Annotated in this window: 13 protein-coding genes; 9 read left to right on the forward strand and 4 right to left on the reverse strand. The window is 54.0% G+C overall.

All coding sequences use genetic code 11. The annotated features are described in order from the left end of the window. Positions 1-24 precede the first annotated feature (24 nt). From M5M_RS16560 to M5M_RS16580, 5 genes are all read left to right on the forward strand, one after another. Entirely contained in the window at positions 25-4044 is a 4020-nt protein-coding gene (locus tag M5M_RS16560; protein ID WP_016389816.1) for a carbohydrate-binding protein, read from the forward strand. A 415-nt stretch (positions 4045-4459) separates the two neighbouring features. After that, positions 4460-4996, forward strand: a complete 537-nt coding sequence (locus M5M_RS16565) for a nuclear transport factor 2 family protein (protein WP_244431041.1) — start codon at positions 4460-4462, stop codon at positions 4994-4996. Continuing rightward, positions 4989-5453, forward strand: coding sequence for a hypothetical protein (locus tag M5M_RS16570; RefSeq protein WP_015048658.1), 465 nt, complete (start codon positions 4989-4991; stop codon positions 5451-5453). Before M5M_RS16565 ends, M5M_RS16570 begins: the two co-directional genes overlap by 8 nt. Positions 5454-5616: 163 nt before the next feature. Further along, the gene (locus M5M_RS16575) at positions 5617-6549 is read left to right on the forward strand and encodes a hypothetical protein (RefSeq protein ID WP_015048659.1); all 933 of its coding nucleotides are present in this window, start codon (positions 5617-5619) and stop codon (positions 6547-6549) included. Between the two features lie 54 nt (positions 6550-6603). Continuing rightward, a complete protein-coding gene (locus M5M_RS16580; RefSeq protein WP_015048660.1) occupies positions 6604-6957 on the forward strand; it encodes a DUF2200 domain-containing protein in 354 nt (117 codons plus the stop codon). A gap of 45 nt (positions 6958-7002) precedes the next feature. Here M5M_RS16580 and M5M_RS16585 read toward each other — a convergent pair whose 3' ends face one another. From M5M_RS16585 to M5M_RS16595, 3 genes are all read right to left on the reverse strand, one after another. Further along, positions 7003-8778, reverse strand: a complete 1776-nt coding sequence (locus M5M_RS16585; RefSeq protein ID WP_015048661.1) for a carbohydrate-binding protein — start codon at positions 8776-8778, stop codon at positions 7003-7005. Positions 8779-8984: 206 nt separating this feature from the next. After that, positions 8985-11318 (reverse strand): alkaline phosphatase D family protein, encoded by a 2334-nt coding sequence (locus M5M_RS16590; protein WP_015048662.1) that lies wholly within the window; start codon positions 11316-11318, stop codon positions 8985-8987. A gap of 2 nt (positions 11319-11320) precedes the next feature. After that, positions 11321-12232 carry a sugar kinase gene (locus M5M_RS16595; protein ID WP_015048663.1) on the reverse strand — a complete coding sequence of 304 codons (912 nt, stop codon included), beginning with the start codon at positions 12230-12232 and terminating at the stop codon, positions 11321-11323. Positions 12233-12661: 429 nt separating this feature from the next. On the opposite strand from M5M_RS16595, the gene M5M_RS16600 reads away from it, so the two are divergent. After that, a complete protein-coding gene (locus M5M_RS16600; RefSeq protein WP_244431042.1) occupies positions 12662-16126 on the forward strand; it encodes a TonB-dependent receptor in 3465 nt (1154 codons plus the stop codon). Between the two features lie 646 nt (positions 16127-16772). Here the strand turns inward: M5M_RS16600 and M5M_RS21005 are convergent. Beyond that, positions 16773-18962 (reverse strand): hypothetical protein, encoded by a 2190-nt coding sequence (locus M5M_RS21005; protein ID WP_016389822.1) that lies wholly within the window; start codon positions 18960-18962, stop codon positions 16773-16775. A 254-nt stretch (positions 18963-19216) separates the two neighbouring features. Here M5M_RS21005 and M5M_RS16610 point away from each other — a divergent pair, with 254 nt between their 5' ends. The 3 genes from M5M_RS16610 to eno are packed head-to-tail and all read left to right on the forward strand — an operon-like array spanning position 19217 to position 22992. After that, positions 19217-20698, forward strand: a complete 1482-nt coding sequence (locus tag M5M_RS16610; RefSeq protein ID WP_015048666.1) for an aldehyde dehydrogenase family protein — start codon at positions 19217-19219, stop codon at positions 20696-20698. Next, positions 20610-21719, forward strand: a complete 1110-nt coding sequence (locus tag M5M_RS16615) for a phosphotransferase family protein (RefSeq protein WP_244431043.1) — start codon at positions 20610-20612, stop codon at positions 21717-21719. Before M5M_RS16610 ends, M5M_RS16615 begins: the two co-directional genes overlap by 89 nt. Next, complete coding sequence (gene eno / locus M5M_RS16620) at positions 21706-22992, forward strand: phosphopyruvate hydratase (protein ID WP_015048668.1); 1287 nt, start codon at positions 21706-21708, stop codon at positions 22990-22992. Before M5M_RS16615 ends, eno begins: the two co-directional genes overlap by 14 nt. Positions 22993-23075 lie beyond the last annotated feature (83 nt).

Here is a 23075-nt window from a genome sequence, read left to right on the forward strand (position 1 = left end):
TGTCTGAACTACCCGGAGCTTATAATGAGGACTCCCTTCCAACGATCTGCCTTGGCAGTCGCGCTTTCGTGCGCGTCGCTCGGGCTGGCGGCCAATGCAGTGGCCGCAGACTATCGCCTGGAGGCTGAAAATTTTACAGCCGTTGGCGGAACCTACAACGACAACCAACCGCAAAAAATCAGTATTTACAATGTGAATGGCGCCACCGCCATCAACTATGTGAACAAAGGTGACTACGCGGATTATTCACTCAATGTTGCCACCGCAGGCACCTATTCGTTGACCTATTTTGCCGGCACCAGCATTGTGGGCGGCGAAATTGAATTCCAGATCAATACCGGTAGCGGCTGGACTTCGCTCAAAAAAACCGCGGTGCCGCAGGGCAGCTGGGATAATTTCCAGTCGCTCAATGGCGGTTCGGTGGTATTGCCGGCAGGAAACATTCAGGTGCGCCTGGTTGGCTCCGGTAGCCACGACTGGCAGTGGAATCTGGATGCACTGGAGCTGACATTGCAGTCTGCGCCTACACCCACACCCACTCCAACCCCCACACCGCCGCCATCGGCGTTAACGGTGCAGGCAGAAAGTTTTGCCTCGGTGGGTGGCAGCTATGCGGATGGGCAACCACAAAAGATCAGTGTTTACACCGTGAATGGCGCCACCGCCATTAACTATGTGAACAAGGGCGACTATGCCCAATACAGCATTACCGTGGCGGATGCAGGTAACTATGATCTGGCGTTCTACGCCGGTACCGCTGTTACCGGCGCCAGCATTCACTTCCAGGTTCTGGAAGGCGGCAGCTGGGTCACCAAAACCCAAACCAATGTACCCAACGTGGGCTGGGACAATTTCCAGCTGTTAAGCGGTGGAACCGTAGCGCTGTCTGCCGGTACGCATCAGGTCCGCGTTTACGGTGGCGGCACCAATGATTGGCAATGGAACCTGGATCGCTTTGTGTTGACCAAGCAATCCGGCACCACACCAACACCAACGCCGACGCCAACGCCGACGCCAACGCCGACGCCAACGCCGACGCCAACGCCGACGCCAACGCCGACGCCAACACCAACACCAACGCCAACGCCGACGCCAACGCCAACACCAACGCCGACACCGCCCGTAGGCAGTGTGCCGGTCAGCGGAACCTTTGTGCTGGAAGCGGAAAACTATCAGGCCGTGGGTGGAGAAGTGGAAACTTATCCCATCAATGGTGGCCTGGCCGTTAACTATTTCAACAAGGGCGACTACCTGGAGTTTTACGTTACTCTCGATAAATCCGGCCTGTACAGCGCCAGCTACTACGTGGGTACCGGCAATGCGTCCGGCACCGCAGTGGGTCTGATGGCGACGGATCATCAGGGCAAGTTGGTTGAAAAAAGTATTACACCCGTGACCAGTCAGGGCGGTTGGGATAACTTCTACACGGCCAATGCGTCCAGCCAGTTGAACCTGTTTGAAGGTGCGGCCACGCTGCGAATTTACGGCGCCGGTACCGAAGACTTCCAGTTCAATATTGATCGCATCACCTTCACCCGCGTGGGCGATGCCGATCTTAATCTGGATGCTGATGGCGATGGTGTGCCCGATGTATCGGATACCTGTGCGTCTACACCAGCAGGTGAGCAAGCCAACAGTGTGGGTTGTGCGCCTTCGCAGTTGGATACCGACAAAGACGGCATCAACGACAAACTTGATCAGTGCCCGAACACCGCACTGGGCGCGTTTGTTGACGCCAAAGGTTGCGAAAGCTCCGGCGGTGATGATGACGACTTCGACGGTGTGCACAATGTGTTCGACCAGTGCCCGGCCACACCCTTTGGTGTAAATGCCGACGCCAGTGGTTGTTCCGTGGGAGCCGACTCTGACGGTGACGGTGTCGCCAACAGCGAAGATCAGTGTGCGGCTACACCGGCCGGTGAATTTGCCAACGAAGCCGGTTGCTCTTCATCGCAGGTGGCCAATACTCAGGTGGCTACGGTCACGGTGAATGCCAACATCAAACACACGGTTAACGGCGTGTCTGATTTTGGTCGCAACCGTCACATGACGCTGCACTCGGCCTTCTACGAGCAAGATTGGAATACCCACCACGACAAGCTGAATTACCTGATCAACACCCTGGATGTGTACATGGGGCGCGACAATGGTTCAGCCACCTGGCGTTTCCAGGACACCGTGCAGGATCCACTCAAGCCTAACTGGCCTGATATGAACTACATGGTGACCCGCGGTAAAGAGTTGCGTGAAGCCTATGCGGCCGATGAGTTGCTGGCGCGCTTCCCTGAATCGAAAACCGAGATGATCAACGGTACCAACCCGCATCCCACCTACCCAACCTTGTCGTGGTATGACAATGGCTTTACCTGGGATGGCTGGCAGCCGAAAAACATTGAAACCTCCGCCGCCTGGATGGGGCAGTACCTGTACGAATACTTCGGTCATTCAGGTAATGGTTATGTTGGCCAGCCGGTACCCAAATACTGGGAAGTGATTAACGAGCCGGACATGAAAATGAAAACCGGTCAGTTCATGGTCACCAACCAGGAAGCCATCTGGGAATACCACAATCTGGTGGCGCAGGAAATTCGTGCCAAGCTAGGTAACGAAGCACCCATGATCGGCGGTATGACCTGGGGCCAGCACGACTTCTATCGTCGCGATGGTATCTCCCGCTATGCCGATGATAACTACGATGCCTACATCAAGGTTGAAGGTGATCCTGCTGCAGAAGCCGCGGCCAAAGCATTTTATCGCGATGCCATGGTCACCAGTGTGGACGACACCAAAGATCAGGATTGGTACCAGTGGGACGTGATGTGGAAAGGCTTTATTGATCATGCTGGCCACAACATGGACTTCTATGCCGTGCACGTATACGACTGGCCCTCTGTCAATTACGGTGGCATGCCAACCCTGCGTCGCGGTGGTCATCTGAATGCCATGCTGGAAATGGTGGAGTGGTACGACGTCTATTCCAATGGCGCGGCTAACCGCAAACCTATCGTGCTGTCTGAGTACGGTGCGGTGCAGGGCGGCTGGGATTACATCGGCCACGAAGAGCGTTACGACGTGGAAAGTCTCAAGTCGTTCAACGCCTTCCTGATGCAGGTGCTGGATCATCCGGACTATGTGATCAAGTCCATGCCGTTCACGCCGGTAAAACCCTTGTGGGGCTACCTGCCGGGTGGTTGTGGCTACAAGCCTGTACCGGATTGCGACACCCGCTACCACTACGCCATGCTGATTGAACCCACGCTCAACAGCGGCAATTGGGAATGGTCTTCCTACATCAAGTTCTTTGAACTGTGGAAGGGCGTAGACGGTACCCGTGTGGATTCTGTATCCAGTGATGCGGATGTGCAGGTGCAGTCCTATGTGAAGGATAACGAGTTGTTCGTGGTGATCAATAATCTGGAAACCACCGACACCACCGTTAACCTGAACGTGGCCGGCCTCACCGGTAGTTTGCAGAATGTGGAACTGCGCAACATGCACTTCTCCAATCAGGATCAGGAAACGCACCTGGATTATCACCACATGAAGCAAGCGCCCTCCAGCGTAACGCTGAAAGGCAGTGCTACAGTCGTGCTGCGCTACAGCATGGCAGCCAATGTGGCGGTGAATCAGTCCATGACCGAGAAGAAGTACTACGGCAACAGCCCGAGCGGTAACGTACCGCATCGCATCAGCGTCAATGGCGGCGCAAAATCACTGCACATCAATGGTGTGTCTGTGCCTGCCGGTTACGCAGAAGCCAAGCTGCTGCTGACAGTATCTCTGTACCCGGGTGAAGATGACATGGCCAATGGTCACCTGAGCATCGACTCACTCACCGTCAATGGCGTGGCAGTCACTGCGCCCATTGATTGGCGGGGTCAACGTGTGAACGGTGCCGAGCGCTTCTTCAACACCCTGGAAATTCCGGTGCCCGTGAGTGCGCTGCAAGCCAACAACGTGATTACGGTGGACTTCCACCACAATGGCGAGCTGGCAGTAGCGAACTTGCTGGTGAAGGAATTCAGCGCCATACCCGCGCGTTAATTGCACCTTTAACTACCAAGGCCGCTGCCAGTCAGCGGCCTTTTTTATGTACGATTATTTTTCCGTTTATTTGTAGGAGGCCAATCCCTTGGCCGAATGGCCGCGCACCAGCTGATCTTGTGGCATGCCTCCAGCTGGACTCAACGTTGTGTCTCAGCTAACCACGGGCAAGTGTCCTGTCCGGGTAATTCGTTTATTATCAGCGGGCCATCCAAGGTTCCTGGCAAAGCGCGGCTTGCCGGCAATACCCCGAGGGCACCTTGTGGCTGTCGCCCTTGTCAAAAGGCGCAACGCCGCCAGGGGCCTTGGCTGGCGCGCCCTTCGGGAGCCATCAGGAAGCGCTTTTGCTGCGTTGCGACCCTTGGAAATACAAGCAGTATTCCCTTCGGATCGCGTCTTGCAAAAGCACTTCCTGATGGCTCTGATAATCAACGAATTACCCGGACAGGACACTAGTATCGGGCTCACACTCGCCCACAAGGATGACCTCATGCCCCATTGTCTGATTTTTCTCACTCTGTTCCTATTCGCAATGCCATCACTGGCAGAAGACATCGACATGAAGGCCTTTGCCCAACGCTATTTTCAGGCGGCGGTAAACACCCAGGCGCCCGATGCCACCGAGGCGGATATCGAAGCCTATTTATCACTGCTTACCGATGATGTAGGCCATACGCATCTGCCCTGGTTTAACGATGACAGCCGGGTGCCAGAGGGCAAAGCGCAGATGCGCGAAGGCATGATGTTTTATCTGGCCGCGCATTCCCATTATCAGGCCGAGTTGTTGAATGTGTTTACCTTCAACCAATCGGCCATAGCTATCCGCTACCGCCATAGTGCCAAAGGCGTCAGGCCCGATACCAAAGAGCCAGTGGCTTATGAGGAAGTGGTAATGGAGCTACTCGAACTGGAAAATGGCAAGGTGGCGGTGATCCGGAAAAATCATGAGTAGCGAAGCATCCTCTGATCAAAACGGGTATTTGCTGTTCGGCGCCGGTGCCTGTTTTATTGCCGCGTTTGTTCACCTGTTGATTATTTTTGGCGGGCCGGACTGGTACCGTTTTTTTGGCGCCGGTGAGTCAATGGCACAAATGGCGGAGCAGGGGGACTGGTATCCGGTAATCGTCACGCTCGGCATAGCCCTGCTGCTTTGTGTGTGGGGCTGCTATGCGCTCTCGGGTGCCGGAAAGCTTTTTCGTCTGCCACTACTGCGCACCGCCCTTGTTATCATCGCGGCAATTTTTTGTGCGCGTGGAAGCGTGGGTTTATTATTGCCTTGGATCAGTCAACACCCTCAGGTGCAAGGCATGAGTGTTGCGTTCTGGTTGGTCAGCTCGGGAATCTGCTTGTGCATTGGTAGTTTGTATGCGGCCGGTTTATGGCGGCATATACAACTCCGCAGTCGGTGAGTTTTGGAGTGAGCTATTTTGGTACCATGGTTTATGATTGAGTAGTGTGAATCGCCATAGAGGTTGAGTTTTGTGCCGTATTTTCTGCCATGACCAGCCAGCGCTTGGCAGGGCGCAAGCCTTACGGTAGAAAGTGTTTTTGCCCTCAAGGATGATCTGGCCAATGCCGCTCTTTTTCTATCAATCCATCAATTCCAATTCCAGCCACTCGCAGGGTGTTGCGGCTTCTAATAGTCAGCGCTTTACCGTGCAAACCCACAACCAGCAGGCTGCTAATCAGGGAGCCTGGCGCTTGTCACTACCGGTGGCCAGCGGTGCTGAACCGACTACGCCCATTCATGGCCCGGCACATCTGGTGCCCTCTGCACCCGCAGGCTACATGGCCAAAGGTGCGCATTCTGATCGGCAGTTCAAAGGCATGGTGGAAGCCAAGATGCGCGAAAGCCATCAGCACATGCATCGCAAATTCGGCACTGCCTGTGACCTGTATGTGATTGGTGAGCTCAATGCCAGTAATGCAGAGTGGAAAGGCCTGGACGATCATGTGGGCAATCTGTTCAGCGCTGTTACCACCGGTAAAACCTGCAACAGCTTTTCCGCCTTTGCGGTAAAACCAGGCATTTTTGTTGAGCTGGGTAGCGGTATGGGTTGGGCGGCTTATCAGGTGATGAACGTGAATGTGGTATTTGTGCATGTGCCCAACAGCATCGCTACCAAGACCGCTTCAGTAGAAGCTTTCTACAAATCCATTAATCAGTTGGTCAATCAGAAAACCGGTGCAGACATTGACCTGGTGATGGGCGATACCAACCAGCAAAGCCCTTCATTTACAGCCAAATGCGTGGGTGCCGCGGTGGGCAAAACGTTTCTCAATGTGCACAGCCAAACCGATGTGAACCCCTATGATGCTTATGAGCGCAGCTTTGGTGGCACCAACAGTAATGGCAGCCGCATGTATGACACTGCGGTTTACAATAGTGCGACCGCGCGCAAGGTAGACTATATCTACCTCTCACAAGCCGGCTTCACTCATGACAGCAGCGCGGCGGCCGCATTGACCGACCACATGGGGCTTGCGGTACAGTTGGAAAAGTAAGGATTCCTCTGCCTGGCAGTGAGCCCTTTGATTCAATCCCTAAAGGGGCTCACTATGACAAACCAGCGAATTTTTAGCATGCCCTTCGCCAAAGTCTATCCACTCTATGTGCAAAAGGCTGAAAAGAAGGGACGCACCCAAGGCGAAGTGGATGAGGTTATCCGTTGGTTAACCGGCTATTCGCCCACACAAGTATCCAGGGCCATTGATCAGTCAGTCGATTTTCAAACGTTTTTTGATCAGGCGCCGCGATTGAATCCCAATGTCTCGCTCATCAAAGGCGTGGTGTGCGGGGTAAGGGTGGAAGAGGTAGAAGATCCACTGATGCAGAAAATCCGCTATCTCGATAAGTTGGTAGACGAGCTTGCCAAAGGCAAGGCCATGGAAAAGATTTTGCGTAGCGAATAGTCTTAAGCGGATCGGGCAGCACCCGATCCGCATGTGATTCAGTGATTATTGTGGTGTTAACACAAACTTATCCATATTCCACTGCCAATCGTGCGAGCCGCCGCCAAACAGGCGCACCTTCACACTGCCCGCCGGCAGGCTGACTACACCGCCGTTGAGTGCCTGGAAGTTATTCCAACCGTTGTTCGGAACCGTGGTTTGTGATTGATTCACCCAGCTGCCGTTGGTATTCACCAGAAAATCCACCTGGCCACCCACAACGCCGGAACCTGCATAGACAGTTAACGCATAGTTACCTGCCGCGCTCACGTTCAGGGTGTAGTCGGCATAGTCACCTTTGTTCACATAGTTGATCGCGGTGACACCGCCGGTGGTGTATGTGCTGATTTTCTGTGCCTGTCCGTCGGCGTAGGTGCCGCCCACCGCATCAAAATTTTCCGCTTCAACGGTCACCGTGGTGGGCGTTGGGTTGATGGGCGGCTGGGTGTTGCCGTCGTCTATTTTCACGAATCGGATTTCGTCGCCGTTCCACTGCCAGCTGGCAGTGCCACTGCTTTGGACGCGCACTGAGTGATTGCCGGCACTGGCCACGTATACATTGGTTGCCAAGGTGCTGGTTTGATAAACCTCCCAGCCGCCGGTTGCCGCGACGTTGATGCTTCCCACGTAGCTGCCATCAATACTGATATCGGCACCGAGATTGCCGGACGAAGGCGACGCCGCCACCAGTTCAATTTTGTAACTGCCGGCTGAGGGCAGATTCACCGTGTAATCGCCGTAGTCACCGAGTGTGTTGTAGTTAATATTGGTGCCGTTTTTGTTGAATCCGGTAATGGTGTCACCCGCAACCGCGGCGCCAGTTTTCCCGGTGGCTGTGAAATCGGCCATTTCTTTCACCACCGTTTCGCCATTGGCGGGCGGAGGCGTGGTGCCGCCGGAATCTGGCACGGGTTTATAGAAACGTACCCAATCCACGAAGTAGGTGTTCTTGCTCGGGTCGGCCAGCTCGGCATCGGTGGCGGTGATGCCATTGTCGGAACGCCAATCCTGATCTTCCACGTCAAAAATCGCTTGCATGGGTTTCGACAGGCCGGTGCCACCGGTGTAACCGTAGGGGTCAATAATGCTTGAGCCGGAAACCGTGCGCACATGCACGCCGTCCACGTAGTACTCCAGATTCCATGGATCAATCCAGTAAACGCCGATGGTGTGATAGGCATCGCGCCAGGTGGACTGACCCTGTTTCTTATACCAGCTGCCTTCATCTTTGGGCTGATAATCCTGGAAAGGGTCGCGGATGAATACGTGATGGCTGAGATGCAGCCGCTCGTCAAACCACACCTGATCCGGGCGATCGGAACCGTAGGATTCCTGCACGTCAATTTCCTGGGTGGAATCTGAACTCAGCAACCAGAAGGCGTTGGCTGCCGTGAGGTTGGTAATTTTGGTGCGCGCTTCCATGTAGAGCGGATAAATCAGCGATTCTTTGGAATGAATGGCGCCGGTCAGCACTTTATTGGTGCCGGCTTTGCGCGAGGCTTTTAACTGCAAGGTGCCGTTAGCTACCTGTGATTGGCTGGCGGTGAATTCCGTCAGGCCAGGGCCAAGCCAGGGGTTGATGAAGCCTTCGTTCCAGCGTTCAAAAAATGCGGCGCTTTTTCCCACTGCGGGCGCAGAGTAATTGAAATCGTCGGATAAAGGATGAAGCTCCCATTTGTTACCTGCGCCGGGATCGGCGGGTACCGGAATACCGTCCCAGTCGGCGGCGTGAGTTTGGCTGGCCAACGCAATTGCGGCCAGCGCCAGAGGCAGTTTGTTCATGTTGGTTTTCCTGTCGCTGTTTATTGTTATGTCGCTTGGTTATCATAATGTTAATTGTTGACAATCACAATTGTTGCTTCAATCTGCTCATAGCCTTACAGCATTTTGTGCGCTACTTGGCAAATGCAGTCGGCTGGCCATGCCTGCTAACAAGTTTTCCCGCACGCCTGTGCCATGCAGGCGCTACTTTGCAGGTACTACTTTGACTAGGTTGATTGCCGCTTGATGGGAAAAGCACAGGGCCAGCCCGGGTATTGCTGTGCGCCTTTGCCTGATGCAGTAGGGTAGCAGTGCAATACAAACTCGTTGCTCTGATGATCGACAGTGACCAGGCCATAGCCTTCGCTGGTGAGTGAGCGGTCTGCGAGAAACATGCCCCAGCCTTTTTTCTGCGCCACGAACTCATCAAAGGATATTTTCGGGTTGGCGACCGCGAGTACCCGCATTTTATTACCGCAGCTGTCGATGAAGTCGCCGGTATCAGGGTTGCCTCCGCGCTGGTTGGGGAGCCGGTTATTGCCTTCAAACCAACGTTGCCAGAAGGCCGCTGCGGCGGGACCAGTAAAAAATACCGGGCCATCGTCAAACGTTTCAACGCCTTGGATGGCTACCAGACCCAGGTGTTGATCGCCGGCGAGCGCGAGCGCATTGGCATCTTTTAAAAGCTGCACCGCCCGGGTGCGGCCATCGGGCGGATAACCGTTGGCATCGTAGTCCACCAGCGCTTCACCTTCGGCGCCGGTTTGCGGTGTACCCCACATAGAGGCGGTAATGCATATGCGCGGCAGGTCTGGGTGTGTGTTGGCCCAGTGCCGGAGAAAATCTTCCTGACGCTGGCCCAGGAGTTCGCCACGCCCTTGCTGCGGCACCACATAGTCGGGTGGCGATTTGAACTTGCGGTCCTCAACAAACGCAAAATTCACATTGCCGTACACAAAGTTGCCGTAGCAGGGGGGGATGTCATGGGCGATGGGTGTGGGATCGTAACTGTCCGGGTTGTGGCCATGCTGTATCCGATACACCATGCGCACCAGTGACTTGTCCCATTTAAAACCACCCTGTTCTTCTGTGGGAGCTTCGCTGCTTTCGCCGGCATTGCCCCAGAGATTGCCTTGCAATACATCATGGTCGTCGGCCAGAACGATACAAGGTTTGTGGCGCAGCAGATCGCGGAAGCTCCAGTACCAAAGATACCAGCGATACAGCGTATCTAGTTTTGCCGCGGGCGTTGCACGACCGTAACGGGTGGGAAAGGTTTCGTAATATTGATCACCCACAAACAAAAACAAATCGGGCTGGTGACTGGCCAGTGAGCGAGTGAGTGTTGCGTGAGGAAAAAGAATATTGCCCGGCGTGTAGCGGCCGGCCAAGGTTTCTTGTGGAATAAAGGGTTGGTAGTATTCGTCGTCAAGGCTTTTGCTGGTGGGAATAATGCAGCTCAGCAGTGCGATATTCAGCTTGCGCTGGTCGCCGGGATCAGCGGCGATGGTGCCAGTGAAAAGTGCTTCACCGTCCATGGACTTGACCCGGTACTGCCAGTTTTTTTCACTTTGCCAGTCAGAGATTCTGAACAGTGCAACAAAACCGTCTTCAATCCGGGCTACCGGACCCTGAGTCCAACTGCCTGTGGCGTTGGCGCGGAACGCCAGGCGCACCTGATTCATGCGTGTAAGATCAACAGGCATCAGCTGCACGCTCAGTTTCAATACCGTTTGATTGAGCGAATACAAACACCCCATCACCGGGCCCAGTTCTCGTTCGGGCTTTGCCGGCAGTTTGGCGCCGCCTGCGGCCATCTGCTCAAACCACCAACGGCCGCCGGTTTTGCGTGCGGGCGCTGACGATACCAGTGACACGCCGCCCACAAGTCGGGTAGCGGGATAATCGGGTAACAATGCAAAGTCCAACAACTGGCCCGATTCTGTGCGGGCTTCCAATCGCAAATCGAAGTGCTGGTTCGCGCGCGGCTCGGCGTAGAAATCCAGTTTAATCCGGGCTGGCAGTGTTGGCTGAGATTGGCGGCCGTTACTCAATCGTTCGTATTCAAGCGGTTGCTCCGGATCGCTGAAATCGCGGAAGCTGAGTTGCCCCTGATGATTAATTACCGCCAACAGGCCACCGCCTTTGCCGGCAAATCGTTGCGCCAACGCGGCGCCGCGGTAATCGAGCGCGCCCTGACCTACGCCGAGCAAAAAACCAGCGAATCCCGGCCCCTTTTCCAATTGCCCCAAGGTCATGCTGAGTCTGGCGGGTTGGTTTGCATCGGTGAGCGTGCGGGTCAGCCAGGAGACTGTGCGGACTTCAAGATCAGGGCCGCGTGCCAGGCACTCGAGCCGGCCCTGGTGTTGGCGCCAATCCTGAAGCCGGTTGCCCCAGAAGTGCGGTCCAAGCCAGTGGCAGGTGTCGGAGTGATGGGGCAGGCTCAGCACATCGGTATCTACCGTGGGGGTGCTTTCCATGGCCTGCAGCAGGCGGGGGCTGGCGGCAGCACCCAACCCCAGTACGGTCATTTTCAGCAGCTGTCGTTTCTGAATATCCATGGTCAGTCCGCCGGGTACAAGTTGGCGGGCAATATGGCGCCCTTGTGCCCAATAACCCGGCCGGCAATAAAGGCGGCTCGGGCAATGGCATCTACCAGCGCGTCGCCCTTGCTCAGTTGTGCCAACAGGGTGCCGGCAAAGGAATCACCTGCGGCGGTGGTATCTATCACTTGCGCAACGGGGGTTACGGGGAAACGCTCCAGTGCCTGGGGTTGGCCGTACAGGATTTCACCCGGACCATTTTTAATAACCAACGTCTCTACATCAAACTGGCTGAGGAATTCAGCTACCGCTTCACCCGATTGCAGGTCGTACAGGGCCTCAAAGTCATCCACGCCCGGCAGGATCATGTGTGCTGAGGTGAAGGCCCGCTCATATTGACCCTTCGCTTCGTCCTTGTGGGCCCAGAGGCGGGCGCGGTAATTCGAGTCGAAAACGATGCGGGTGCCGGCACTGATCAGGCTTTCCACCAGTTGCCAGAATGCCAGCCGGCTGTCGGGTTCCAGAATGGCCAGGCTGATACCGGTAAAATAGAAAACCGCAGGCGGTGCTTGCAGGAGTGTGGCGGCGTCTAACAAGGACAGTGTCTGCCGTGCGGCAGACTCAGAGCGCCAATACATGAAGGTGCGCTCACCCTTTGCATCGTTGTTGATGGCGTAGAGGCCGAGATGGCGCTGGGGGTGGGGCAGCAACAGGCTGGTTTCAACGGTTTCCGATTCCAGAGAGCTGACCAGCGCCTGGCTCAGAGCATCCTGCCCTATGGCGCACAAAAGGCGGGCGCGGGCGCTTGGGTTGGCGCGTTTAAGGTACGCGGCCACACTGTAAACATCGCCTGCAAATCCCTGATTTATATTGCCTTTTTCGTCCCAGGCCAGCTCGATCAGGCACTCGCCCATGATTACGAAATCATTCATCGGATTCCTCCCCTGAATGGGGTCGTGTTTGTCTATTATCGGGGGTGCTTTACCTGATGCGAATTTGTTTGTAAATTGTCAACAAACATCGCCCGCTTGTGGCGGTCGCAGAATAAAGCGAGTAAAAACAGGCGCTTAGGCTATCGGATCTCTCCAGGGATAGTGCTGGTGGTAAAAGCGGCGCCTGCCATAACCGGGTTCAAAGTCTATCAAGTGTGTGAATTGTTAACAATTAACTATTGACAGATTTTGACCGATACCGGAGTATGGACTCACGGTTACTAGCGTCCCAATTAGTCTTTTGTGGCAGCTGGTAAGTGGCTTGGGCGTGCGGTCATCACACATCGACTTAGGCGCACCGATAATAAAAAGTAATAACTGGAGAGTAAGTACATGTCTCGATTAAACACCCGGTTCCGGTTGTCTGCCTTGTCTGCGGCAGTGATTGCTGCCACCAGCATGAGCGTTTATGCCCAGGATGATGCCAGCATTGAAGAAGCTGAGCAGCTGGAAGAAATTCAGGTTTATGGTATCCGCCGCAGCATTGAAAAATCTGTTGATGACAAGCGTTTTGCCACCAACATCAAAGACACCATCAACGCCGAAGATATAGGTAAGTCTACCGACCAGAATATTGCCGAAGCCCTGTCCCGGGTGACGGGCGTTTCCGCGCAAACACGTGATGGCGAAGGGACCACCATTACCGTACGCGGTGCCAATGCGCAGCAGAACAATATCAGCCTGAACGGCGTTCCATTGGGCGCCACCGACTTCAGCCAGGCGGTAGACCTTTCGGCTTACTCATCCGATATCCTGTCAAAAATTGAAGTGGTCAAAACGCCCTCTGCCGATCATGAGGAAGGAGCGTTGGGTGCAAACGTAAATCTGGTTACTGTTCGGCCATTGGACTCAGATGAGGCGCTGAACATTACCATTCAGGGGCGTCAGAATGATCTGTCTGATAATCGTGATTATAAGCTCTCTTTTTCTGGCTCTCAGAAGTTTCTGGACGATACGCTGGGTGTTGCATTAACCGTCTTTGACGAAACCAATAGCGTTCGAAAAGATGAGTACAGCCGCTCAGACTTCCGTGCTTATCACGTGGATGTGGCACGAGATCAGAATGGCAATGTGGTGAACGATGTCTGGGGTGTGGCACCCAATTTTACCGAATATTCACTGAATCAGAATGAATATCGCCGCCAGGGTGTAAATCTGGGGGTGCAGTGGATGGCAACGGATACTACTGAAGTGATGTTGAACGCAAGCCACAATGTTCAGGATATCAGCAATACGCTGGATCAGATCAAGGTGGGTATTGGTCAGGTGGGCAACATGGTGGGCGGTATCGTGGAGGGCGTAAATGAATCTGCGCCGTCAGACCCCAGTTGGACCGACCCCCAAGAAGATTGGTATGTCATAGATTCCAATACCAATACCTTTACCAAGAATCTTAGCCGTAACGCCTCCGGCCAGTTCAATGCGTCATTGAATGAATTTGAAAACATCAATGACATTGTCTCTTTGGAAATTAAGCAGGACATAGGCGATTCCATTGTGGTTTCAGGCGGTATTAACTATTCGAAGGCAGAGCAGAAACCCGGTGAATCCTATTGGACCAATCTGCAGAACTACGGTCGAATTTCCGCCAAGCAGGTAGCATTGACCTCTCCAGACGATATTGAACCCGTGGGCTACGATTGTTCTTCCGGCCGCTGTGTAATTGTCAGTGGCACCGGCTTGGTAGACTTTGGAACTATTGTTCCTCCCGATGCTGAGCACATTACCGACAATCGTTCAACCACATTATTTAATCCACAGGACTATGATGCTTTTCATTTAGGCTATCAATCCAAGAATGACGTGCGTGTGGAGGATACTCAGAAGTCCGCATACGTCGACCTGGATTGGGATGTGGAAGTGGCAGGGTTGACTAAAATTGAGGCTGGATTTAAATACTCTCAGCGTGAAAAAGCAGTTGATAACCAGCTCTACACGTTTAACAGTGTGGCTGATGGCGTTGTTGTATTGGACCCAAATGGAAACCCGGTTGCACTGCCTAATGGGTTGCTGGATATTGACGCCTCATTCGTCAATGAAGGGAAGTTTCCCGTTGATGATTTTATGAAAACGCTGGGCTACGCAGACGGTGCTCATAGCGCTTGGACTACCATCGACCCTCAGCAGGCATTTGCAGTAGCGCAGGGCGACGGTGAACTGGCAATTGTACGGGACGATACAGAAACACGTAACACCAAGCTCGATAATTTTGCAGTCTATATAAAGGGTAACTTTGCATTCCTTGATGACAAGCTGACTGGTGATGTGGGCGTTCGCTATGTCCGTACAACTGTTGAGTCAGCGGGTTACTCAGGTGCCAATTTTTACGGTGACGTAAATAATACCGGCATCATCATGGATCCTTTTAAAATTCAGGCCTTACGTGACCAAAGTAATCCCGCCTGCCCTGCGTGGGGTTCGTACCTCTACACCGATTCCACCGATCCGGGCTACTCGCCCTGGAACCAAGGTGTGCGCTGGGAGCGTATTGACGGTAATGGCTTTGACACCAAGGGCACGGCAGATTATTCCGACGACACCGCACTACCTGCGGTAGATGGCCCTTGTTACGACTGGACCACCGAACAGGACTTTGGCTGGGGAGATGGATCAGGTTTCTCCGGCTGGTGGAACTGGCGTCACTCCGATATATCTACCGATGCCCGCTACGTTTATTTTCAAACTGAAGATGGTAAGCGGGTATTGGATGAGAATGGCAACCTCTACTGGGAAGATCGTTCCAGACGCTCATTCGCCGTTGAAGACAAACATGATTATGGCATGTTGTTGCCCAGCCTGAACCTGAACTACCTGCTGACGGATGATTTAATCGGTCGCTTTGCGGTTAGTAAAACCATGGCGCGCCCACAAATTGATAGCCTGCGTCCGGGATTCAAGTTTGAAGAAGATGTGTGGACACGCAATAACACGATTACCATGACCAATACCAAGTTGGATCCACTAACATCGAACAACCTGGATCTGTCACTGGAGTGGTACTTTTCGGAGGGATCGTTACTGGCGGGCGGCGTTTTCTATAAGGACATGACCAATTTTGAAGAGTCGCAAACGATCCTTACCTACTCTGACGATCTACGTGATCTGGGCCTTGATCCGAATGCACCAGCGTACAACCCTGCGGATCTGGTTAAACCTGTTGGATCAGACCTGGCCGGCTGTTTCCCCAAGCGCATGCATGATAGCTGGGGCATTGGCGACTGGTTCTTCTCCGGTGATCCTGAGCAGATGTGTGCGATGTTCCAGACCACCACTATTAAAAATGGTAAGGGCGCAAGTATTAAAGGACTTGAACTTCAGTATGTTCAGACCTTCGACATGTTGCCAGGATTCCTGTCCGGTTTGGGTACACAGTTGAACTACACCTATCAGTCGAGTGAGTATGATCAGGAAGTGTCCAGTATTGATCCGAGCGTGGTAGTACCTGCATTGCCCGTGGCCTATACGCCAGAGCACAGCTATAACGCCACGGTATTCTGGGAGCGCAATGGACATCAGGTTCGCCTGGCCTATCAGGGGCAAACCGACCAGTTGGCGCAACGTTCCTGGGGTGCGGGTGCACTTTGGCAGGAAGCCCGGGCTACATTGGATTTGTCGGCAACCTATCAGTTGACCGATACCATCGCTCTGAGCTTTAACGCAGTGAACCTGACAGACGCACCGGTTCGTACCTACTTTACCAGCCGATTCCTCAATCTTGGTGGTGAAATACTGGATGAAGGTAGCCCATTGTCTGACGGCGCTACCGACTCCCGTACGGTATCGGAGTACAAAACCGGCCGCAGCTATCGACTGGGTATCTCTGCACGTTTCTGATTCGATTGTTGTTCGCTTTAACTCTTGCGCCGCGGCTGGTAACAGCCGCGGTTTTTTTTGCTTGTGGGACAATGAAGATGGGTTAAGAGCGAATCCGATTGCAGGCTGGGCTACTGCGCAGGTCACATCATGAGTGAACGGGAGTTTTCAGCTTATGAATCGCCGGAAAACTATCATTCTATGAATGCAGCCTATTCACTGATAGCGTTGTTGTCCAGGAACCACTATTTATAGTCAGTCTGATTGGCTGAAGGCATGGCGGGCGTCGGTGTGCATTTACAAACGGACGTGGTGTACGGAGTAAAAAATACAGTCCTCCGAATGCTGGTGAAGATCTATAGTAATTGAGTGGTTGTTCCCGAGTGTTTGTCCCGGAAATATGCAGCAGCCTGCTAGAGTTGTTTTGTTGATTGCGAAACCTTTAAAGGTACCAAGTGATGCAAAGGATTTTCATGGGTCTTTCTGGTGAGCCAAAGCGCTTTGATTACAATCAGGAAAGGATAAAAACTAAGGCCAGTTCGTAATCCATCGGGGCTGAATTCAGAAGGTTGAATGTTTGTCTGGCTCGGAAATTTTTTGGCACTGGACTGAACCGGAGGAAGTGAAAAGGCCGGCATAGCCGGCCGTGTAAGCGCAGGAACAGCAGCTACCTTTGACCGCGGTTCGGGCTGCTTGGCATGCTGAACACCTGCAAGGCGGTTGAGGCCAGCCAGCCGCCGTCATCGGGGAAAGACACTTCAACGGCATTGTTTTCGCGCAGTGCAGAATAGGGCACCGGAATTTCAATTACACCGTAAAAGCTGTCGCGACCTTGGCCATTGTGATACTGGTCGTAGCCCCTGAAATCGGTGGGCACGGTCAGCGTTTCGCCATTCATGGTCACGATGGGCAACAGCGATTTTCCGTGCGCCCGGCCTATGCCCAATCGCAGCACCGCTTCGCCCGCAGTACCCAGAGTAACGCCATCAATGGACTGGCTGATGGTGCTGTTGGAGCTGATCGCCTGTTTGTAGCTGCTGGCATAGTACTTGGCCTCTTCGCTCGCGCGGGTTTGGCTGAGTGCCTGCTCGAAACGTACGCTGACGATGATCGTGGCCTGGTCCTTGACCTCAAGCGCGGTGGGCAGCTGGGCGGTAGTGTTGGTGTCCAATACCGGATTGCCATCGGCGTCGTAGTAGAGGTGTTTGGTGTTGACCTGCGTTACGGTATTGCCGTTCGCACCTAATAGCGCAAGATCAATGGTGGTGTCTGCCATTTCCAGGCTGTTGATAATCAGGTGAAGGGTTTCACCATCCACGTAGGCGTCTACCTGAAAATCCGGATCATCGGCCCAGGTATCCACGCGGGTGCCTTTCACGTCAGACCAGAGTTCGTAAAATTTCACCAGATCGGTATACACCCACTCTTCACCGGCGCCACCCACGGCTTCATTCTTCTGCCGCATCAGGCGGTCGTTGTAGGGCACAGACGTTCGTCCCCATTCGGCTTTTACCGGAATGAACGGAATGGCTTTGGCGATCTGATCGGGACGTTCAATCAGGCTCATCATCAACCCGTTTAGCGCTTTGAGTTTCAGCCCGTCCCGGTAGGGCGTCCAGGGGTCGTTAAACAGCGCGTGTGTTGACGCACCGAATTCAGAGATGACAAAGGGCTTCACCTCGCCCAGGGTCATGTGCATATATTGCTCGATCATGTCGAAGGTGGCTTCCACATTACTGCCGCGGCGCAATTGGTATTTGCCGTTGAACACCGGGAAGTCGTACAGGTGCATGGAAATGAAATCCATGTTGGTACCTGCGATATCGATGAACAACTTGTCTCGGGTTTCCCAATGGTTGAAATCATTTCTCTCAAAATCGGGAAAGGCCACGGTATAGCCGCCAATTTTCACATTGTCGTGCGAGGCAAGGCCCCATTGGTCGCGGAAGGCGCGGACTTCATTGGCCACGTTATTGTGAAATTCGAATACCTTTTCTGGTGTCGTTGGCGTGCCACTTGGGTAGTCAACCAACTCAAACAAAGGCTCGTTCATCACCTCCAGATAAAGCGGTTTTGCTGAACCCCAAGGATTGCCTGGACTTTCCACATCGTTTTCACCGCGGTTGAAATACCAATACAAAAAGTTGGCCATGTAGTGGCCCACGGCGGTGCCGAAGGGTTCGTCTGCCGTATCGGTCTGCGAAAAGCTCCAGCCTTGTTGGCCCACTTCAGTACCATCGGGCCAGAACGGATGTTGCTGTGCCCCCACCACCATGTCGGTGGCCCGGTCAGCATAGGCGCGTCCGAGTGTCCACTTGGCTTCTGTACCCATGGTGTAGTTCCAACGGGCGCTACCGCCGTTGTTTTCAGCGGCCGCTTCGTCAATAAAGCCTGCCCGGTTCGGGTCCTGCGGCAGCTGGGTAGCGGAATAGGTAAGGTTGCCTGTATCCCTGCCGAAATACACATCCAGCCCCACCAGAAAACTTTCCATCAGATCCGGATCTTCATTGGTGCCCAGCGTCCAGTCGTTTTCCAGATTCGACGCGTGCAGCGTAATGAATTTGCGCCGGTCAAAACTGTCTACGCCTCCCACTGTGTGTCGCAGGTCCAAATTAACGTCCACTTTAACGGACGCTGTCGGTGTTGGAGTCGGCGTCGGCGTGGGGGTTGGCGTCGGAGCCGGAGTCGGAGTCGGTGTTGGAGTCGGTGTTGGCGTTGGCGTTGGCGTTGGCGTTGGTGTTGGTGTTGGTGTTGGAGTCGGCGTTGGAGTCGGAGCACTGCCGCCACCACCGCCACACGCGGCCAGAAACGCAGACAGGGCAATGGCAGACAGGGTCAGACCGGGAATTCTATTCATGAAAACATCTCACAGTGCGGTTTTATTGTTCGAATATTGCCCAGTCTATAGGTGATCCCATTTGTTGTGAATAGTTAATTGTTAACAATAGGTGCGTGTTATGTGACTAAGGAGTCAATTCTGGCGCATCAAAACAGGAAAGTGCCGGGGTTTTTTGCAGGTTGATTAAAAAACAGGCTTTACACTCTTCGGTTCTCATTGTAGATTGTTGACAAAAGGTGCTGCTCGCATAATAACCACAAGGAGGACTCGCCATGGTCTCGCAAACACAGAAAACCCAGACCTTTCTCGCTCAGGCCCCCATTCCGTTCTACAGCGGAGGTAACTGGGTCAATGCCCGGGATGGCAGCATCATGGAAGTGGAAGACCCCGCCGAAAAGCAGTTGCTGGCGACCATGGCCAAGGCCTCCCGTGAAGATGCCGAGCAGGCCATTCTCTCTGCCGCCAGTGCCGCTCCCGCGTGGGCTGCCCGCCCGGCCGCAGAGCGCGCCACCTTATTGCGAAAACTGGCTGACCTGTGTGAGCGCGATGCGGAGGAGTTGTCTCAGCTGGAGGCGTTGGACGTAGGGAAGCCGGTGGAAAACGCACGGGGCTTTGATGTGCCCTTTGGCATCGAGTGCATTCGTTATTTTGCCGATCTGTGTGAATCCCAGGCGTTTGAGCAGCAGCTCAATATTGATGGCATGAACGCCCGCAGTGTACGCGTACCCCACGGTGTAGTGGGTTTTATTTTCCCCTGGAATTTTCCGCTCACCCTGTGCATGTGGGGAATTGCGCCGGCATTGGCTGCGGGCAATACCGTGGTGGTTAAGCCGTCAGAGGTGACGCCTTTGTCTACTTTGTATCTGGCGAAATTAATGGATGAGGCCGGCTTTCCTGCAGGCGTGGCAAGTTTCCTGCCGGGCGATGGTCCTGAGGTGGGCGAGTTCATGACCCAGCACCCGAAAATCAAAATGATGTCTTTCACTGGTTCATCCCGCGTGGGCCGACTGATTGGCCAGGCCTGTGGTGCTCAGTTGAAGCCGGTTAAGCTGGAACTGGGAGGCAAGGGAGCCGCGGTGATCTGTGATGATGCCGATCTCGATGCCACCGCCGCGGGTCTCGCCGGTGCTATCACGTTGAACACCGGGCAGGTGTGTTGCACGGCAACCCGCTGGATAGTGCACGAATCGGTGGCAGACAGTTTCATTGAAAAAGTAAAAGCCGAGCTCAAAAAAGTGGCGATTGGCGCTGGCATGGTGGAAGGCAACCAGATGGGGCCGGTGGTGAGCCAACGCCAACTGAGCACCATACTGGACTATATCGCACGCGGTCAGGCCGAGGGTGCTGAGTTGTTAGTGGGTGGTAAAGCACCAGACGATGCAGCGCTGCAAAATGGCTACTACATTGAACCCTCGTTGTTGAAAGGCGCTGAAGACAATATCTGTTTCAAGGAAGAAATTTTCGGGCCAGTGGCCTATATCACCACCTATTCCGATGATGAAGATGCATTGCGACAGGTGAACAGCCTCGATTATGGCCTGGCCAACAGTGTGTGGACCAGAGATCCGGCGCGTGCAGACAGAATTGCGCGCTTGATGGTGAGCGGCAACAGCTGGATTAATGCTCACAATGTGTTTGCCTATGGTTTGCCCTATGGTGCCTGTAATGCCAGTGGCCATGGTGGTGGTGTTAACAGCCCTGAAACTCTATTGGATTACACCCGCAATCTATCCATTGCCGAGCCGCTGGTGTAACACCTTGGATATTCATGCGCTGATAAAAATCATTCAGCGGGATAAACCGGGTATGTTGAACGCCGGGCCGGTTGATGCAACGCCACTGACCGGTGGCGTTTCCTGTGAAATTTTTCTGTTAGACGACGGCGAGCACCGGCTGGTGCTCAAGCGCGCGCTGGAAAAGCTGAACGTAAAAGATGACTGGTATGCGGACGTAGGCCGCAATCGCACCGAGCAGCAATACCTGCGCTATGTGGCGGATTTTCTGCCGGATGCCGTGCCTAGGGTGTTGCACAGTGACGACGCCAATGGCTTTTTTTGCATGGAGATGGTGGAAGGCGGATTGCAGAACTGGAAGCAGGCGCTGTTGGCTGGCCACTATCAGATGGGCGTTGCGCAGCAGGCCGGCAGAATACTGGGGACCATTCATGCGCGTTCGTTTAAAGATGCCTCGCTGGCCGGGCAGTTCGCCAATCACGCGAATTTTCATGCCCTGCGCTTAGAGCCTTACCTGATTACCACGGGCAAGCGACACCCGTCGTTGCAGAAATATTTTGAAGTGGCGGTGGAGCGCATCGCCGCCAGCCGTTGTTGCCTGATACACGGCGACTTCAGCCCGAAAAATCTCCTGGTGTCGGATAGTCGCTTCGTGGTGCTGGATTGTGAGGTGGCGTGTTTTGGTGATCCGGTCTTCGATCTGGCGTTCCTGCTTAATCATTTTTTCCTCAAAGCGCTGCGCAAACCTGAAGACGCGCTTGCGATCCTGGCGCTGGCATCAGCGGTTTGGGCGTGTTATCAGCGTGCGGCCGGGCCGGTGGTGGATGCCGATTTTGAACACCGGTTGACGGGTTTATTGCCATTGCTGATGTTGGCACGGGTAGATGGAAAATCGCCGGTGGAATATCTCGGCAAACCCCAGCAGGCGTTGATCAGAACCTTTGTTGCTGAGTTGTTACCCGCACCACCCAAATCATTGTCGGGGTTGATTGCGACCTGGACCAAAACGTTAGAAGAAGAGTCTTGTTGTGAAAATAGCTAATGTCAGTGCGTTTCAGATATTTGATTCGCGGGGCTTTCCCACCCTGGAGGTGGAAGTGACTCTCGCCAATGGCGTGAAAGCATCGGGCCTGGTGCCTTCTGGCGCCAGTACCGGCCAATTTGAAGCGTTGGAACTGCGCGATGGTGATCCCAAGCGGCTGCGCGGTAAATCGGTATTCAAGGCGCTGAGCCATGTGAATCATGAAATCGCCAAAGCCTTGATTGGTATGGATGTGACCCGGCAGGAGGCGATTGATGCCCGCCTGGTTGAACTCGACGGTACCACGAATAAATCCCGCCTGGGTGCCAATGCCACCCTCGGCGTTTCCATGGCCTGTGCCCGCGCTGCAGCCAGACATCAGGGCGTAGAGTTGTACGAGTATTTAGGACAGGGGCAGGGCAACCTGATTCCGCTCAATGAAATCCAGATTTTTGGCGGCGGTGCCCATGCCGGCTGGGCCATTGATATTCAGGATTTTCTGATGATCGCGGTGGGTGCCAAATCCTACGAAGAAACGCTGGAAATGACCTTCAATGTCTACCACGCCGCCGGGGACATCATGCGCGAGCAAAACCGCGCCGCCGGTCTTGCCGATGAAGGTGGCTGGTGGCCGGTATTCAATTCCAATGAAGAGCCGTTTGAGTTTTTTCTGGAGGCCATCAAACGCGCCGGCTACCGGCCGGGCAAAGATGTTGCGATTTCGCTGGATATCGCCGCCAGCGACCTGTTTGATGGTGAGCATTACCGGTTTAAAAAAGAAGGCAAAACGTTCACGCCGACTGAGTTCTGCGAGCTGATGGAAACCTGGTGTACCCGCTACCCGATTATTTCCATCGAAGATCCGTTTGCCGATACCGACTTTGCCAGCTGGGCAAGATTTACCGAGCGGCTTGGGCACAGGGTGCAAATCATTGGCGATGACCTGTTTACCACCAATATCAATCGCATAGCTGAAGGTATTGATAAAAAGCTTGCCAACGCGGTGCTGATTAAACTCAATCAGATCGGCACGGTATCGGAAACCCTGCAAGCCATCAGACTGACCCAGCAGGCAGGTTGGCTGCCCGTGGTCTCCGCCCGTTCGGGTGAGACGGAAGATGCCTTCATTTCCCATCTCGCCGTTGCCACCAATGCCGGCCAGTTGAAAGTCGGTTCCTTTGCCCGCAGTGAGCGCATGGTGAAATGGAATGAAAACCTGCGCATTCAGCGCAGTTTGGGTGATAAAGCCAGGTTCATTGGTGCGCGGCTATACGAGCGCATCTTCAGCGATTGATTGTCCTTTCCGTTCCCAAAGCAATGTAAACGTCTATTGCTCTTGATGGCCTCCGATTGGAGGCCTTTTTTTGTTGATATGGA

Source organism: Simiduia agarivorans SA1 = DSM 21679 (genome assembly GCF_000305785.2).
GTDB lineage: Bacteria > Pseudomonadota > Gammaproteobacteria > Pseudomonadales > Cellvibrionaceae > Simiduia > Simiduia agarivorans.